14 protein-coding genes are annotated in these 16,753 nt (G+C 39.7%); 2 read left to right on the top strand and 12 right to left on the bottom strand.

Annotated features, from left to right (window positions below; translation table 11 throughout):
• Together C4S38_RS08420 and C4S38_RS08415 are read right to left on the bottom strand one after the other, a co-directional pair.
• Nucleotides 1–140, bottom strand: a 140-nt coding sequence (locus C4S38_RS08420; RefSeq protein WP_146059468.1) for a twin-arginine translocation signal domain-containing protein, incomplete at its 3' end; no start/stop codon positions are given.
• Nucleotides 141–184: 44 nt separating this feature from the next.
• Nucleotides 185–1,525: a Gfo/Idh/MocA family protein gene (locus tag C4S38_RS08415; protein ID WP_099463800.1), complete on the bottom strand. Its 1,341-nt coding sequence runs from the start codon at nucleotides 1,523–1,525 to the stop codon at nucleotides 185–187.
• Nucleotides 1,526–1,801: 276 nt separating this feature from the next.
• Here C4S38_RS08415 and C4S38_RS08410 point away from each other — a divergent pair, with 276 nt between their 5' ends.
• The gene (locus tag C4S38_RS08410) at nucleotides 1,802–2,959 is read left to right on the top strand and encodes an AraC family transcriptional regulator (RefSeq protein ID WP_103983354.1); all 1,158 of its coding nucleotides are present in this window, start codon (nucleotides 1,802–1,804) and stop codon (nucleotides 2,957–2,959) included.
• 7 nt (nucleotides 2,960–2,966) lie between these two features.
• Here the strand turns inward: C4S38_RS08410 and C4S38_RS08405 are convergent, their stop codons facing one another.
• Together C4S38_RS08405 and C4S38_RS08400 are read right to left on the bottom strand one after the other, a co-directional pair.
• Nucleotides 2,967–4,187 carry a hypothetical protein gene (locus C4S38_RS08405; protein WP_103983353.1) on the bottom strand — a complete coding sequence of 407 codons (1,221 nt, stop codon included), beginning with the start codon at nucleotides 4,185–4,187 and terminating at the stop codon, nucleotides 2,967–2,969.
• 22 nt (nucleotides 4,188–4,209) lie between these two features.
• Nucleotides 4,210–5,433: a DcaP family trimeric outer membrane transporter gene (locus tag C4S38_RS08400; RefSeq protein WP_103983352.1), complete on the bottom strand. Its 1,224-nt coding sequence runs from the start codon at nucleotides 5,431–5,433 to the stop codon at nucleotides 4,210–4,212.
• Between the two features lie 153 nt (nucleotides 5,434–5,586).
• Between C4S38_RS08400 and C4S38_RS08395 the strand changes: the two genes are divergently transcribed.
• Nucleotides 5,587–6,951: a TrpB-like pyridoxal phosphate-dependent enzyme gene (locus C4S38_RS08395; RefSeq protein WP_099463804.1), complete on the top strand. Its 1,365-nt coding sequence runs from the start codon at nucleotides 5,587–5,589 to the stop codon at nucleotides 6,949–6,951.
• Nucleotides 6,952–7,048: 97 nt separating this feature from the next.
• Here C4S38_RS08395 and C4S38_RS08390 read toward each other — a convergent pair whose 3' ends face one another.
• The 8 genes from C4S38_RS08390 to C4S38_RS08355 form a co-directional block, all read right to left on the bottom strand.
• On the bottom strand, nucleotides 7,049–7,258 hold the full coding sequence (locus C4S38_RS08390; RefSeq protein ID WP_099463805.1) for a helix-turn-helix domain-containing protein: 210 nt from the start codon (nucleotides 7,256–7,258) through the stop codon (nucleotides 7,049–7,051).
• 13 nt (nucleotides 7,259–7,271) lie between these two features.
• Entirely contained in the window at nucleotides 7,272–7,928 is a 657-nt protein-coding gene (locus tag C4S38_RS08385) for a DUF2975 domain-containing protein (RefSeq protein ID WP_103983351.1), read from the bottom strand.
• Nucleotides 7,929–7,949: 21 nt separating this feature from the next.
• The gene (gene sppA, locus C4S38_RS08380) at nucleotides 7,950–9,722 is read right to left on the bottom strand and encodes a signal peptide peptidase SppA (RefSeq protein ID WP_103983350.1); all 1,773 of its coding nucleotides are present in this window, start codon (nucleotides 9,720–9,722) and stop codon (nucleotides 7,950–7,952) included.
• A 247-nt stretch (nucleotides 9,723–9,969) separates the two neighbouring features.
• Nucleotides 9,970–10,641 carry a DUF2461 domain-containing protein gene (locus C4S38_RS08375; protein WP_103983349.1) on the bottom strand — a complete coding sequence of 224 codons (672 nt, stop codon included), beginning with the start codon at nucleotides 10,639–10,641 and terminating at the stop codon, nucleotides 9,970–9,972.
• Between the two features lie 52 nt (nucleotides 10,642–10,693).
• A complete protein-coding gene (locus C4S38_RS08370) occupies nucleotides 10,694–12,916 on the bottom strand; it encodes a patatin-like phospholipase family protein (protein WP_103983348.1) in 2,223 nt (740 codons plus the stop codon).
• A gap of 50 nt (nucleotides 12,917–12,966) precedes the next feature.
• A complete protein-coding gene (locus C4S38_RS08365) occupies nucleotides 12,967–14,394 on the bottom strand; it encodes a tetratricopeptide repeat protein (protein ID WP_103983347.1) in 1,428 nt (475 codons plus the stop codon).
• Entirely contained in the window at nucleotides 14,391–16,265 is a 1,875-nt protein-coding gene (locus C4S38_RS08360; RefSeq protein ID WP_103983346.1) for a M56 family metallopeptidase, read from the bottom strand. The genes C4S38_RS08365 and C4S38_RS08360 overlap by 4 nt, the downstream gene beginning before the upstream one ends.
• A gap of 18 nt (nucleotides 16,266–16,283) precedes the next feature.
• Nucleotides 16,284–16,646, bottom strand: coding sequence for a BlaI/MecI/CopY family transcriptional regulator (locus C4S38_RS08355; RefSeq protein ID WP_103983345.1), 363 nt, complete (start codon nucleotides 16,644–16,646; stop codon nucleotides 16,284–16,286).
• Nucleotides 16,647–16,753 lie beyond the last annotated feature (107 nt).

Below are 16,753 nucleotides of genomic sequence, written 5' to 3'. Positions count from 1 at the left end.
GCCTTTTGACCCTTCACCTGCTTCGCTCTTTCCTGAGCGAAGAGATGCAACTGAGGCAATGAAGACAACAATAGGCCGCTACCGCCGATTGTACCTACATTTTTTAGAAACTCTCTACGAGATAAATTTTGAGTATTCATGGTTTAAATTATTATTTGAAATGATATGGTTTTCTTTTTCCGGATTATAATTTCATTTCCCATCCCGGTTCGTAATCACGACTCCAATATTTCATAGCATCCGCATCCTGAATAATACGGCCATTAGCAGAATCTATATTAAGAGAACGTCCTACGCGCTGGGATATATTTCCGATTTGCATTAACAATGTACTCTTATGTCCCGAAACAATATCCGAATTTAGAACAGCACCTTTTCTGATACCATCAAAAAAGTTATTTATATGTAAAGCATCCAAACTTTCAGCCGGATTCATCAGGTTACGAGGGTCGATCTCCAGTTTGCTGTATTGTTGTTTTATCACCTTATTGTCCATATCGAAAATCCGGTAACCATCACTTCCCGTGATCAGCAAGCTACCTTTGTCTCCATAGAACATAACGCCAACACTACTTCCTTCAATTGTTCTTCCATTACAACTACGGCCTTCCCATGTCATCGATTTTTTACCGCCAAACTCAAGATTTATAATCTGAGTATCCGGAGTTTCCCAGTCATCATTAAAGAAATAACGTCCTCCTGCAGAATTAACCATTGTCGGGTAATCAAGATCCATACCCCAACGCAATAAGTCAATCATATGCGTACCGTTATTCAACGATTCGGAAGTTCCCCATCTCCAAAACCAGTGCCAGTTATAATGAACAACATTATCTTTATAGGCCACACGGGGAGCCGGACCTTGCCATAAATCCCAATCAAGCCATTCCGGGACAGGCACCTCTTTGCCAATGCCAATGGAAGGACGGTTATTTGTATACCAGGCTTTACCAAAATGCACATTACCTATAATGCCCTCTTTCAATGCCTGAATACCTTCTTGCACATTAGGCCATGAACGTCTTTGGTTACCCATTTGCAACACCCGGTTATACTTTTCTTTTCCTCTAATAAGCATCTCGCCTTCTTCCGGACAATAGCTACAAGGTTTTTCCAGATATACATCTTTGCCAGCCTGCATTGCCATCAACGCTCCAGGGGCATGCCAATGATCCGGTGTTGCTATTATAACGGCATCTACGTCTTTGGATTCGATAACCTTTCTCAGATCTTTCTCAATTTTTGGTTTACGCTCCTGTATTTTTGCAATAGCATCCGAACATTTAGCAATAGCACGACTGTCAACATCACAAATATAAGTTATTTCACAGCCTTTTTGCTTCGCAAAATTTGCAGCTAAAGCTCCGCCACGGGAATTAACACCTATTGCTGCTACTCTTATTTTTTCATTTGCTCCTTTGATATTGGAATAACTTCTAGCACTCACACCCTCCAGTATTCCGCCAAAAGAAAGAGCGGAAGCACCCAGTGCTGCTTTTTTCAAAAATTCACGTCGTGTACTCATGGTTCTATTTTTATAGTAGATAAACTTAATCTTAACAAGCAATACAAAGGAACTCTTATTTGAATTAAAACAAAACTCAAATGACGCCTTACTATTCTCAAAAAACGTCAACATTCATTGACACATCAAAGAAACGATCATTCCCTGTATAATGAGACTTGGTTACAGAAATTAAACAATTATTCAGATTGTTTTTGAGGTAAATTTGATCATATTTCTTATTATACATAGTAAATTAGCACCAATTTAATCTACTACTAATAATCATCGGGAAATATGCTAAAAATACTTGTACTAACAGACTTCTCCAGCGGATACAGCCGCAGGTTACTTGAAGGTATTATACGTTACTCCAGAGAAGTAGGACCTTGGTCTTTTATACGCATGCCGCTATATTATCTTATGATGAATGGTGAAAACGGGGTTGTAGATTTCGCTAAACGATGGAAGGCAGATGCCATCATTGCACAACTTCGTGATGTAAATATAGATTTGTTCAGAAGCCTGGATATTCCTATTATAGTACAGAATTACCGCCATAGGAACAAAAATATTTCTAACCTTACAGGGGATTATTATGAAACAGGAGTTTTAGCCGCCGATTTCTTTCTAGGAAAAGGATTCCGCCATTTTGCATATTATGGATATAAAAATGCAATCTGGTCTAGAGAAAGAGCTTTAGGGTACAAAGAAAGGATTGAAAAACATGGCTATACATGCAACATGCTTGAAAACAAAAATCCGGATAATAAAGAATGGCTATATAACACCGAAGACATGGGTAAATGGTTAGAAGCTTTGCCTAAACCCACCGCCCTTTTCGCTTGTGACGATTTCTATGCCTTACAAATATCAGAAACATGCAACATATACAACATCTCCATACCCGATGATATTGCCATTTTAGGGGTAGACAATGATACTCTGTTATGTAATTTATCAACACCTACACTGTCTTCTATAGTTCTTGATGTAGAAAACGGCGGATACCAGGCAGCCAAACTATTGGATCAGTATATAAAAAATGAACAAAAAGAAGCTTTCAATATAGTAGTTAGACCTTTATATATTGAAAACAGAGCTTCAACAGACAAATATGCAGTATCAGATCCTCACGTAAAAATAGTATTGGATTATATCACCAACAATTATAATAATAAGATATCTGTTTCTGATCTGGTAAATCTGGTTCCTCTGTCCAGAAGAATTTTAGAAAAGAAATTTAAAGATCAAATTGGCACTTCCATATACCAATGTGTCCTTGACCATAGAATTAATCATTTCACCAAACTGCTATTGACAACAAACCTGCATTTGCCGGATGCTGCTATTCAGGTTGGCTTTGATGATTACAAAAATGTATCGAGGATATTCCGGAAATATAAATCCATGTCACCCGCCGAATATAGGAAGTTATATAGAAAACAATCCTGAACTTTCATCAGAACATAAAGATTGCAACGCCCAACACACGATGATTAGTTACCGAATGGGTATCATGAATCGTTCCGCCATCCTGCCAATCCACGTTCCCATACCAAGCAAGAGAGGGACTGTACTCGACACCAAGCTTCCAATGAGGTAAATTATATGACAACTGGACATTTGCAGTAAATACCTGATCTACATCCAAACCAACACCATAGGTTTTGCCAAGAATAGCTTTACCTGCTCCCAGATTTTTCAAATAACCTAAAAACAGTCCTGGTCGCCATTCCTTTCCATATACAATATTCAACCACGTTGTCGAATACAAATAAGGAGAATATTCCTGTTCGCCTGTACGAGGATCAATAGCAGTAACACCATAGCCTCCCAACATACAAGTCTGAGCAAGATTAGAAGCCAGCAGAGTCTTTGCCATAACAGTCCAATTTCCATCCTGAAATTTCGCATGAGCTTCTCCCGAAACAGAAGTCACACGCTCCTTCACTTTATAGACTTTCCCATCAACTTCACTTTGCGTACGCGGAACCAAAGAAAGGATTTCCATTCCAACGCCAGCCATCCAAGTAGGCTTCCTATAATCAACACCGAGGTAAATCTCCGGAACACAACTATTCTTTATATATTCCTCACTCTTTCCGTTAGGCCCGGTAGACAAATATTGTAACTGCCACATTGCAGCTCCCGTTAATTGCCAATATTTATTTTTATACCGATAACGTATTTGAGGAGCCCGGTTGAAAGGCTGGAAAGGGGCACCTGTAGAAAGATTCAACATCTGAGGATATACTTCACCAAAAAGCGGATGCCAGGTTTGTCCGATCAACACAGCCGATTTTTTCCAGTCCAGATTCACATAAGCATGACGAATACGCAACATAGCCCAGTTGCTTCCCGAACCGCGGAAGTCTCCTTCCACCTTAACAGAAGTTGCTGCACTACCAATATTTGGTCCTGTAATATCAATACCTAACCGGGAATAAAGCAAGTAAAAACTGCCGTTAGGCGTTGCGTTCAAATCATTTCCATCAGCATCTAAAGAAACATCTTTAGGATATAAATGAAATAATCCATCCACAATCTCCGCATTGGCACGCGAATTATAAAATAAATCACCACGGACTTGTCCGTAAAATTTGTAAGAAAAGTTTTTCTTTTGAGCATATCCAATGAACACAGTCAACCAACTCGCCCAAAGAAGTAAAAAATATTTCATTCGTACTTAATAAATAATCATCTTAAAAATAATACATCACCAACCCCAGGATACGATGGTTGGTAACAGAATGGGTATCTTTCACTTTACCAGTACCAGGATCATTTGAACCATACCAGGCAATGCTAGGACAGTATTCCAACCCAATCTGCCAATGCGGTAAATTATAAGACAGGTTCACATTAGCAGAAAGTAACTGATCTATATTCAATCCCATACCATACACCTTTGTTGGTTCAACCAATGACTTCCCGGTTCCCATATTCTTCGTATAGCCAACAAACAAAGCCGGTTTCCACTTTTTGCCATATGTAAAGTTTATCCAAGTGGTAGAATGGCGAAAAGGTGTATATTCCTGCTCCCCGTTCTCCGGATTAATTGAACTTACTCCATATCCTCCCAGTAAAGCCGTATGATCTAAACAAGCAGCCATCAGGCTTTTCGCCGCAAAAGTATAATTTTTTCCTGTATATTTAAAATGAGCCTCATAAGACAATGCTGTCATTCTTTCATTTACTTTATAGGTTTTGTCTTGCCATTCGGAAGAAGTGCGTGGTTTTAAAGAAATCAAATGAACACCCGCTCCCATCAACCAGCCATGCGATACATAATCTGCACCCACATAAAACTCCGGCACGCAGCTATTTTTTATATAATCTTCGCTCATTCCTTTAGGACCACTGGAAAGATATTGTAATTGCCACAAAGCAGAAGCTGTCAGTTTCCATCCCTTTACATTATATTGATACCGTATTTGTGGTTGACGGTTGAACGGCTGGAAAGGTGCCCCTGTTGAAAGATTAAGAATATCCGGCATAACCGCTCCGAATAAAGGATGCCAGGTTTGTCCGATTAAAACAGAAGATTTCCCCCAATCCAGATTTACATAAGCCTGACGGATTCGCAACATAGTAGTACTGCCCGAAAACCCGCCAAAATCAGTTTCCAACTTAGCACTTGTTTTAGCAGTACCTATATTCGGCCCTGTAACATCAATGCCCAATCGGGAGGTAAAGGTATAGAAACTACCATTAGGCGTAGCATTCAGATCTTCTCCATTCGCATCCGGATTTTTGTCGAGAGGATACAAATAAAAATTTCCATCCACAGGAGCCATATTAGCACGCGTATTATAAAACAGATCGCCACGAACAAAGCCATAAAACTTATAAGTAAAGTTTTTCCGTTGTGCATATACTGGAAATAAAGTAATAATAGCCACCAGCACTAATGCTACTCGTTTCATATTCTTAGTTTGTTATTTTTGTAATAATCAGGGTGCAAAGGTACATATTTTTGTTTATTCAATTTGAAGAATGAAATTTTATTTGTTCCTTTGCTTCCAAGTTGTAAGCCTTTTAGGCTAATATGATTAATAATGTAAACTACATAAAGAATTATGAGTACTAAAAAATTTCTACTACAAGAACAGGATATACCTACTTCATGGTACAATATTGTTGCCGATATGAAGACCAAACCGCTTCCTCTTTTGAATCCCCAGACCAAACAACCGATGAAAGAAGAAGACTTATATCCTTTGTTCTCAAAAGCTGTTTCACATCAGGAAATGAATACGACGGACGCCTGGATTGAAATCCCGGAAGAAGTACGTGAATTATATAAAGTATGGCGCCCTACTCCTCTAGTACGTGCAACCGGACTGGAAAAGATGCTGGACACACCAGCTCACATCTATTTTAAGAATGAAAGCGTCAGTCCGATTGGATCACACAAATTAAATTCGGCCCTTGCACAAGCCTATTATTGTAAAAAAGAAGGCGTTACCAACATCACTACAGAAACAGGTGCCGGTCAATGGGGAGCAGCCCTTTCATACGCAGCCAAAGCCTTTGGGTTAGAATTGGCTGTCTACATGGTTAAGGTAAGCTATCATCAAAAGCCATATCGCCGTTCTATCATGCAGACATTCGGTGCCCAGGTTATTGCTTCGCCAAGTATGAGCACAAAGGCCGGCCGCAAAATATTAACCGACCACCCTAATTACCAGGGTAGTTTGGGAACTGCTATCTCGGAAGCGGTTGAACTGGCCATGCAAACACCAAATTGTAAATATGCATTAGGCAGTGTATTAAACCACGTAATGTTGCACCAAACCGTAATCGGGCTGGAAGCCGAAAAACAGATGGAAATGGCGGGAGAATATCCGGATGTCGTTATTGGCTGTTTTGGTGGAGGATCTAACTTTTCGGGTATCACATTCCCATTTTTACGTCATAAACTTACAGAGGGAAAAGACGTACGTGTTATTGCCGCTGAACCTGCATCATGCCCTAAATTAACGCGCGGACAATTCCAATACGATTTTGGCGATGAAGCTGGTTATACACCACTATTACCTATGTTCACATTAGGTCATAATTTTGCACCTGCCAACATACATGCCGGTGGTTTACGCTACCATGGTGCCGGTTCCATCGTAAGCCAGTTGATGAAAGATAAGCTAATGGATGCTGTTGATATAAAACAATTGGATACATTCAAAGCCGCCACATTATTTGCACAATGTGAAGGCATCATCCCTGCTCCGGAATCTTCTCACGCTATTGCTGCAGCAATCCAGGAAGCAGAACAGGCAAAGATAGAAGGAAAGCCCCGTACGATCCTATTTAATCTATCGGGCCACGGATTAATCGATATGGCCGCCTACGACCAATATTTGGCAGGAGACTTAACAAACTATGAAGTTACAGACGAAGATGTAGCTAAAAACCTTGCAGAACTCGAGAAGATAATAAAATAATTGATTTAAAATGAAAAAGGCACTAATAACAGGGACTCACGTCTTGTGTTATTCGCGCCTTTTTCAATGTGTTTATGATTAATAAAAAATAAGAGACTTATTCTTCTTCTTTGTATTCCAGTATATCTGCCGGCTGACAGTTTAACTCCTTACATATTGCCTCAAGTGTAGAAAAGCGTATCGCTTTCGCCTTCCCTGTTTTTAGTATAGATAAATTAGCAGGAGTAATGTCAATACGTTCAGCCAATTCGCCTAACGAGATTTTTCGTTTTGCCATCATCACATCTAAATTCACTACTATAGCCATATCTATCCCCCCGTTAAACTGTAAGATCCTGCTCTTCGCGTAATGTTATCCCCATAGCAAAAACGCGTCCTACCAGCAAAGCAATCAACCCTAATATCAAATTAACAGTATTCAATTCGCACCAATAATTAAAATGATATCCAGGAATTTCAATCAGGCTTTTTGCAAACAGATAGTTTAATCCGACAAACAACATGGTCATCACATATGAGAGGAGCAAGGCTACTCCGATCTTATTCAACTTTTTCACATTCACCCACTCAAAAATAACCTGATGGTTTATTGCATTTATTAATTTATAGAACTGGATTATAGCATACAGGATAGCAATCAAACGAATGATAGATAACAAACCGCGAGTAGTGGTTGTATCGGACTTAGCCTGATCTACCCATACGATATTATGGATATGTTGCACCGGAAAGCGTTCACCGCTTTTCTGGTTCAAGATTGTATCCGGGGCAATTGCTACCGACTCAGGCCATAAGCTTAATTCCAAAGGCATTAATATCTGCGGTTTTTCCAGATGCAGAGAGGCTTCCTTCGACTGTGAATATCCATGCTTAAACCCTTGAACAAAGGAATCTCCTATCATATATACATTGGGTATCAGAGACAGTCCCAGACAAACGAATATCAGTATACAGATAATATTTAATTGCTTTTTCATAACTTATGGCCTTAATCTTGATTATAAACCTACTTTGTCAAATGGCATGCGAGCCATGATACCACGTTGAGTCTTCGCTTTTTGAACAAGGCGGAACGTTTCAAAATCTTCTCCCATCAGATTCTTCACCACAGAAACTTTCGCTTCATCCAATTTCTTTTCCATAAATTTGGTAATGAAATCTTTCGGAGCATCGGCTACCGTTACGGTATAATCTGTAATTTCAGCCAAAGAAGCTGCCTGTTTAACCGCATCTTCTATTCCACCTAATTCATCGACAAGGCCAATACCTTTTGCTTGTTCTCCTGTCCATACGCGTCCCTGTCCAATTGAATCAATCCGGGCTTTCGTCATTCCACGTCCTTCGGCACACCGAGTGATAAATAGGTCATATGTACGTTCCACACTATTTTGAATCAAAGCCTTTTCATCTTCACGCATCGGACGACTCATATCACCCAAGTCTGCATAAGTATTTGTTTTTACCACATCCGTAGTTAAACCGATCTTCTCGAACGTGCCTGCCAAATTCGGCAAAATACCAAATACGCCGATAGAACCGGTCAAGGTAGTACGCTCGGCTATAATCTTACTTGCCGGAGCTGAAATATAATATCCCCCGGAAGCAGCATAATCACCCATTGAAACAACCACCGGCTTAACAGCTTTCAATTCCGTTATTGCTTTCCATATTTGCTCGGCAACGAAAGCATTCCCTCCCGGAGAGTTTACACGCAACACAACAGCCTTCACGTCATCTTTATCTTTTAATTTACGAATTTGTTTTGCCATATTTTCAGTAATTACCTTTGCGTCAGCATCCCATGGAGAGGAAGGTTCTTCCATTGTAATCTCTCCTTCTGCATAATAGATAGCAATTTTATTCTTACTTTCCTTTTCTTTCACTTTTATAGATGCCATTTTATCCACTCCAGCAACTTTCAGCTTACCTTTTACATCTTGTCCGGCCATTTTCTTTACAATATTCTCAACATCATTTCGATAGAGTAACGCATCTACCAGTTTATAATCTACCGCTTTTCCGGCACTGCCCAATGCAAGGCCTTCATTCAAGAACTGCTCCAATTTTGCAGCCGGTATATTACGGTTCTTTTCAATAACCGATGTCATATTTCCCCAGACACTTCCCAAAAAAGAAGTTATTTGCTCCCGGTTGGCTTCGCTGAACTTCTTTAACACATAAGGCTCTGTATAACTTTTATAAGTTCCCACTTTAAAAATAAGAGGTTCTATGCCTAGTTTTTCTTCCAGTCCGGTAAAGAAAATTCCCTGATATACAAGCCCGGTCAAACTTACAGCACCCAGAGGATTCAAATAAACAGAATCGGCAACACTGGCCAAATAGTAGCAACCCTGCGTATAGAAGTCTCCATAAGCCACAATAAATTTACCGCTTTCCTTAAAATCTTTAAGTTCTCTCTGGATAGCTTCAAAGCCCGCAAAACCACCGGATAGGCCATCAACTTCCAAATAGATACCTTTTATATTATCATTCGTTTTTGCACAACGAATTGCTTTTGTTATATCAACCAGGGACATCCGGCTATTTGTTTCACCCATAATCTCATCAAAAGGATTTTTAACCGCTTGGTCGGACAAAGTTCCTTTCAAAGAAAGCTTGAACACAGTGTTCTTTTCAGGCATATATTCCGACGAACCTTCGGCACTGGCAAGAATTCCCATAATAAAGAATATGGAACAAACAGAAAAAATACCTGCTGCAACTAGCACTCCTAATGTGGAGGCGAACATCATTTTGAAAAATTGTTTCATAATATATTTTGTTTTACAATCAATTTTTATCGTTTTTCGATATGCAAATGAATATATTATTTTTTATTCCACCAAATATTTTTTATCGTTTTTCGATAAATATTTTTCGAAATACAAAAACAGTAGTTATTACAGCCTCCCTTTCCAATAAAATGTTACAAAAAATCATCCCGATCATTTTCAAAAAACATCAAGGTGATTTCTAAAAATGATCGGGATGATTTCAAAAAAAGAAATATATAGTCTATCAGATACGTCCCTGATAGTCGTCTACCGTATAATTAAGGAAACGGTTAAAAGGTAAAAGCAGCTTATAGCAGTCAACAGCCTGTTCAATCCAACCTTTCTTGCAGAAAAAAGAATCCGGCTTCACGGCTACCACACTAAAATCCTTATGCTTCAAAATATAATCGTAGGGAGAATTTGCCGGATAACCGGCTGGCATGCGTTTCAACATTTCGCCCTCCAATACCGGAAAAGTCGTTTTAAAAACAGGATCTTCCAGAATAGCTGCAAATTCTTCAATATGGTCATATATATCCTGACGCAATTTCTTCAGCAAAGCGGGTGGAGGGCACCATACGCCTCCCGACAACATACAGTTTCCTGGTTCAAGATGAATGTAATATCCACTCCGTTCACTGGAACGCCCCCCTTGGGCTATATACGCCGCAAAATGTATTTTATAAGGAGTTTTATCCGGCGAGAAACGGATATCACGGTATATGCGGAATAAACAATCTTTAGCCTCCAGCCCTGCAACCTCCGGATCGAACAATGAAATACGTCCGATCAACTCTTGCACCTCATCAATAAAACCTTGGCGTAAGGCATCATAACGTTCTTTATTATCCTGAAACCATGCACGGTTATTATTCTGTTTAAGTTCCTCAAGAAACTGCAATATCTCTGTATTCATACGCTCGCTTCGTTTAAATAAATGATTGACAGAATACAAATGTAGAACAAAATCAGAAATAATATCCCAGGTTCATATAAAATTGCACATTATGATTTCGGTTAGACATTCCGAAATTGGCACTTAAAGGACCCGCAAAACTATTATACGCATATCCCAGACTACCTCCGAAAACATGTTCGCCTTTAAAAAGATTAAAAAAGTTATTATCGGTCATTCCATAGTTTGCAATGAAAGAGATATAGTTATTCTGTCCGATACGCTGCCGGAAGTGCAACCGTGCAAAAGTAACCGTATTATCAAATATCTCTACATGATTCAAACCGGCAAACGGCAATTGCTGCGGTAAATAGCGGTCAGGCATTTCTCCTCCGACAGCATTCATGAAAGGATAAGCAATATTGCGCCCTATCAGCACTCTTCCATAAAGAGAAGGTATTAAACTAAAATGAGATGTTAACGGTAAAACTGCCTGAAACTGATACCCCAAAGCCTGAAACGGGACATGCCCTTTATAACTTACAAAATTATCTGTATAGATTGAATAATCGGCTTGCAAAGAAACACCTTTATTTGGAAAATACCGACGGTCCAACGTTTCCAAATGAGCCAGAGCAAAGTAGCTTACAAAACCTGCAGGTTTAATATCAAACCGTTGATCATCGGCCGTATAAAGCAAGGAATTATAATCAAAATATTCATAGCGAAGGCCTGCCTGAAACTTAAAATTCAGCCAGTTTACATCCGTATAACTAAATTCGGCCAGATGATGCCGGTAAGTGGTATTGAATATTTTATCGCCTCTGTTATATATATCCAAATCCTGATAAGTAAATTTATACGAAAGGTCAAAATTCCGGAGAGGAGATCTTTGTATTGCATAGTCTAACTTAACATACGTTTTCTTTCCAACCCGCCCCGTAAAAGCCAGCTTAGAGTGATAGCGGGTACGATAGTCAAGTGTAGCATTCAACAAAACAGCCACTATTTCTTCCGTATCAAAACGAAGCCCTACATTTATAGAACTAATAGATTTTTCCTGAACGGTAAATATCAGATTATCCTGTTTTTCCCCCGTCAGTTTATAACTTACGCTAGAATACGCATTTGTCCCAACAAGGATATTCATCGCCTGTTGCAATTGTTTCATTGTTATAGTACTGTTTTCCTTCAGGCGTGTTATGCCCGTCAACCATTTCTCATCCCTCGGATCAATACCTTCAAAACGAATGTGGCGGATAACAAGCGTATCATTCGGAGAAACCGGATAAGTATGCACACTATCCCGGTACACAGGAACATCAGCAACTTGCAGGCCTGTAGAATCAATCAATCCGATTTGTTGTTTCAGGGCAATCAGCTCATCCCACCGTTTACGGGTAGCAATTTCACCGCGGTTTATCAATGTATCTAAAGCGGATACGCTAAAACTGGCAGAATTATATGGAACTGTGTTCGGGCGAATCAGGAACTCTGTACTATCCTTATTGTTTTTATATTTATCATATCCGTACAGAGCTACAATTTGCCCCACTACGTCGCTGGGCGTATTTATGCCATCTATATCTTTCAGGTCGCTGGTACCCAAATCTACCCCGATAATGATATCAGCACCCATTGCACGGGCAACATCAGCCGGATAATTATTACAAAGACCGCCATCTACCAATACCATACTATCCAAACGTACGGGAGTAAATACGGCTGGTATCGCCATGCTGGCACGCATCGAAGTAGGCAGACTTCCTTCATGGAATACCTTCTCTTTACCGTCTACAATATCCAATGCCACACAGGCAAACGGTATATGAAAGGAATTAAAGTCCACCGAATCATGGTAACCTATTGTCAAGCTGGAAAAAAGGTTCTGCAAATTCTGTCCTTTTATCACCCCGCTCATAAAACGGTCTTTCTTCTCCTTGCCAAAAGGGATAGATATGATATAACGTTCAGAGTTTTCTTTTTCAGGAAAGGAAAGATTGCTACGCTGCACTTTATCACTCAAAAGCATTTGCCAGTCCAACGAGCCCACCATGCTATCTATCTCAGCCGGAGCATACCCTATGGAATATAAGCCGCCTACAATAGCTCCCATACTCGTACCCGCAATATAATCTATAGGTATGCCTGCTTCTTCAAGTACTTTCAGCACTCCTATATGGGCAACCCCTTTTGCTCCGCCACCGCCTAAAACAAGACCGACTTTCTTGCGTTCCGTAGCGACAGATGAAAAGGCAAAAAGCATCATCAACAAAAAGATAAGACATTTCTTCATCCTTGCAATCTTTGCAACAAAAGTAATGGTTTACCTTAAATGGACAAGGGCTATTTCTTTACTTTATTCAGCTGATTACGAAAGTCATCAGGCATTTCGGGCAATTTACAGATCAGATTGCGAAGGTCTATCACAGTGAGTTTACTTTTTTTACCGTCAGGTGCCAACATTGTTTCTTCGGTCACGCTCTTAAAAAACATATCCTGATAAAAAGATTCAAGTAATGGCCTGTAATAAAAAAGAGATTCTTTATCTTTTTTGCTTTCTAAATATTCACTCAGGTAAAGTACATATATAAAAAGCCCGCGTTGGCGGTCTTCTTCATTCTTATACTGGTTTACATCAAACCCACCGCTATACATTTTCATAATATTGAATAAGACATCCAGTCTCCCGGGGTCATTTTTCCACATCTGATAATACAAACGTGAAGCCTCCCTGAAATGGCCATCTTTCATTTTCGTTTCCGCCCTGAAACCAAGTAATTGGTTAGAAAGGAATTCATCCGGCTTAAGTCCTTCTTCCGCTTTGTCTAACAAGACATAGGCCCTGTTTCGATCAAAAGTTTTTCCTAATGCAGAACCCAACAGAAGATTTACCTCAACAGCTGTAGTATCTTTATTATATGCCGCTTCCAACGGCTCAATAGCATCCAGATACTGTCCGGCATAATATTTGGATGCACCTCCATATTTTAAAGTAAAGTAAGAAGAATCGCCTTCTGCCAGAAGTTGAGCATATAAAGTATCGGCTTCGGAATACATTCTATTCATATATAGTGCCATCCCTTTGTTTTGCCGTAACAAACGGTTATCCGGATTATAGTACAAAGCCGTATCACATATAGCCAAAGCCTCTTGCTGATAAGTTCCTCCTATCCGTAGCATTGTATTAATCAAGGCACTTGCCAGGCTGGCATTTTCACGATTCTGATTATATGCCTGAAAGTAACATAAAGCAGCGGCCGGATATTCTTCCAGTCTCGTATAGCAGTCACCCACATTGCGATACAGGGCAGAACTGACCCCGTTCCAATCCATTAACTGGTGATACATATCTATTGCCATACGGTAATCGCCCAATTGCTGATAAAGCCTGGCTAACTGATAATTGGCATAAAAGTTTGTACTGTCATTTGATAACACTTTATAGAAAAGTCGCTTGGCATCTGATACACGCCCCAAGTTTATAGCAGTACGAGCCAACGTATTAAGCATATCGATATTAGATGTATCCATATTCAGGCAACAAGTATAAAAACCAAAGGCCTTACGATATTGAAGCATCCCTTCATAAGCTTGTCCGATAGCAGACATCGTAGCATAATCCGCCGAGTCGGCAGCCGTTAGGCTATCGGCCCGGGCAGTAACTGCTGCATACCGTTTTTTATCTACTAGCTGTTGCAAAGTAGAAGACTGGGCTTTTATCTGTAAACAAAAGCCCCAAGCCAACAACAATATGGATATAATCTTAATCATTGCAGTCTAAACGTAACAGGTACGGTATACATTACACGAACAGCTTTTCCTCTCTGCATTCCGGGAGTCCACTTAGGAAATGAATTGACCACGCGCAGCGCTTCGGTATCCAATGACGGATCTATTCCCTGGACAATTTCAGCACCTGTTACCGAACCGTCTTTTTCCACAATAAAACGGCAGATCACACGTCCCTGGAGACCTTTTGCCTGCGCTTCTTTCGGATATTTGATACTTGAAGCGAGGAACTTCAACAGTTCGCTCTCACCACCAGGAAAACGTGGCATGTGTTCTACCATACGAAATACGGTATTGCCAGGGTTTTGCTCTACAGTTTGTACTTTCCCGCTTTCCGAAGATTGGTTATTTGAGCGTTGAAGTGAAAACGTAACAGGTATCGTATACTTTACAGGAACAGCTTTCCCTCTCTGCATTCCGGGAGTCCACTTGGGGGATAAACCGACTACGCGCAGTGCTTCGGTATCCAATGACGGATCTACTCCACGTACTATTTGCGCATCACGAATATCGCCTTCCGAATCAACTATGAAACTACAAATTACACGTCCTTGAATACCTTTTTCCTGTGCTTCTTTCGGATATTTGATATTTGAACCGAGAAACTTCAACAATGCCTTATCCCCACCGGGGAAACGAGGCATTTGTTCTACTACGGTGAAATACCTTCCTTCCGAATATGTACCGCCCGTCATTAACTGTATCTTCATATTATCTCTTATACGACTGACTTCCATATCTCTGGCAAGACAGCCTAAAGCTGAAACAGAAATGACACCATCCTCAGGAGCTTCTAATACAAAAACACCTTTATTATCTGTTATCGTACCACTAGAAGTTCCTTTTATTAAGATATTTGCACCGATCAGCGGTTTATACATTTCATCTACCACTGTAGCAGTTATTTTTACTTTTTTTCCTTCATTTACAATGGAAGAAGCTCCATTGGCCAGCTCTGTTGTTATACGTGCCACAGCCTCAATATTACTTAATAACATAAGTATACCCACAAGGGGAAGAAATATAAGATACTTTGTACGCCCTATTCCATGCGAACGTTTTTTATTCATCATAAAAATACGGTTTTTCAGATGTATGACATTAAAACTATTATATAAATCCGAAGATACCTGGCAATGATGTGCTAATCCTAACAAGTGATACTGATAGACTTTGCTATCATAACCGGCTTGTATCACTTTATTATCGGCCAGATATTCCAGATTATGGCGCACTTCGCGCTTGAGCAGCCAAACAAATGGGTTGAACCAACAGAAAATAGCTATAATCTCACTTATGATCACGTCAACTGAATGCCATTGCGACACATGTGTACATTCATGTGTCAATATTTCATCAGTCTCTTTATCCGAAAAGTTTTCAGGACAAATGAATATGAACCGGAAAAAAGAAAACGGTCCTGCAGAAGGCTCCAGCAACCGTACCATCACTCCATGAACCATCGTCTTCCGGCAAGTAAAAGCAAGCCGTATAATACTACCTAATTGAATGAAAAAACGTATAATCAACAAAAGAACCCCTACTCCATATATACCGACAGCACAAGCTGGTAAAACCAATTTCCAGTTTATTGATTGCTCTGCTGCCTGCACAGTCACATCCGGCAACATGACGGCACTATACATATATATTACGTCTGCAATAGGTTCCTGGCCTCTCACCCAATCTTGTATATTAAACAAGGGATAGAGCAATGCCAAACCAAAAAACGCCAACAGAATCATACGTCTCAGCTTAAAGAACGTATCTTTATAAAAGAACAGGCGGTAGAAGGCGTAAAAGAGTACAAGCGCCATATTCACCTTCATAAAGTAGGCAAATTCCGGATTCATGGTATATATATTTTAACGTTATTCTTTCTCTTTTTCAATCATATCGATGATGTCTTTCAAATCATTGGCCGAGATTTTCTGATCTTTGGCAAAGAATGAAACCATCTCTTTATAAGAGTTTTTGAAATAGTTGTTCACTACTCCCGTCATGAAGGTTCGCTTGTAATCACTTTCCTCTATCAAGGGTGTATACTCGTATGTATTGCCATAACGTTTAGCTTTGACATACTTTTTACGTTCCAAATTCTTTATTACTGAAGCTAGCGTAGTATAGGGAGGTTTGGGATCGGCATATTTTGCCAGAATATCTTTTACAAAGCAAGGCCCCAGATGCCATATCCAGAGCATCGCTTCTTCTTCCTGATGTGTTAATTTTTCCATGACAATTATATTTTATGACAACATCACAAATCTACGAATAAATCGTAAACACATACAATTGTTTGCGTTAATTAGTATTAATATAACTAATATCATCACTAAAGCTG

This window comes from Parabacteroides chinchillae (genome assembly GCF_900108035.1).
Taxonomy (GTDB): domain Bacteria; phylum Bacteroidota; class Bacteroidia; order Bacteroidales; family Tannerellaceae; genus Parabacteroides; species Parabacteroides chinchillae.
This window is presented reverse-complemented; position numbering and strand designations above follow the sequence as displayed.

Excerpts from the sequence above, each read along its gene's own strand:
- C4S38_RS08385 (WP_103983351.1), bottom strand. The coding sequence starts at position 7,928 with ATGAAAAAGCAATTAAATATTATCTGTATACTGATATTCGTTTGTCTG.
- C4S38_RS08390 (WP_099463805.1), bottom strand. The coding sequence starts at position 7,258 with ATGGCTATAGTAGTGAATTTAGATGTGATGATGGCAAAACGAAAAATC.
- C4S38_RS08395 (WP_099463804.1), top strand. The coding sequence starts at position 5,587 with ATGAGTACTAAAAAATTTCTACTACAAGAACAGGATATACCTACTTCA.
- C4S38_RS08405 (WP_103983353.1), bottom strand. The coding sequence starts at position 4,187 with ATGAAATATTTTTTACTTCTTTGGGCGAGTTGGTTGACTGTGTTCATT.
- sppA (WP_103983350.1), bottom strand. The coding sequence starts at position 9,722 with ATGAAACAATTTTTCAAAATGATGTTCGCCTCCACATTAGGAGTGCTA.
- C4S38_RS08400 (WP_103983352.1), bottom strand. The coding sequence starts at position 5,433 with ATGAAACGAGTAGCATTAGTGCTGGTGGCTATTATTACTTTATTTCCA.
- C4S38_RS08360 (WP_103983346.1), bottom strand. The coding sequence starts at position 16,265 with ATGAATCCGGAATTTGCCTACTTTATGAAGGTGAATATGGCGCTTGTA.
- C4S38_RS08415 (WP_099463800.1), bottom strand. The coding sequence starts at position 1,525 with ATGAGTACACGACGTGAATTTTTGAAAAAAGCAGCACTGGGTGCTTCC.
- C4S38_RS08355 (WP_103983345.1), bottom strand. The coding sequence starts at position 16,646 with ATGGAAAAATTAACACATCAGGAAGAAGAAGCGATGCTCTGGATATGG.
- C4S38_RS08410 (WP_103983354.1), top strand. The coding sequence starts at position 1,802 with ATGCTAAAAATACTTGTACTAACAGACTTCTCCAGCGGATACAGCCGC.
- C4S38_RS08365 (WP_103983347.1), bottom strand. The coding sequence starts at position 14,394 with ATGATTAAGATTATATCCATATTGTTGTTGGCTTGGGGCTTTTGTTTA.
- C4S38_RS08370 (WP_103983348.1), bottom strand. The coding sequence starts at position 12,916 with ATGAAGAAATGTCTTATCTTTTTGTTGATGATGCTTTTTGCCTTTTCA.
- C4S38_RS08375 (WP_103983349.1), bottom strand. The coding sequence starts at position 10,641 with ATGAATACAGAGATATTGCAGTTTCTTGAGGAACTTAAACAGAATAAT.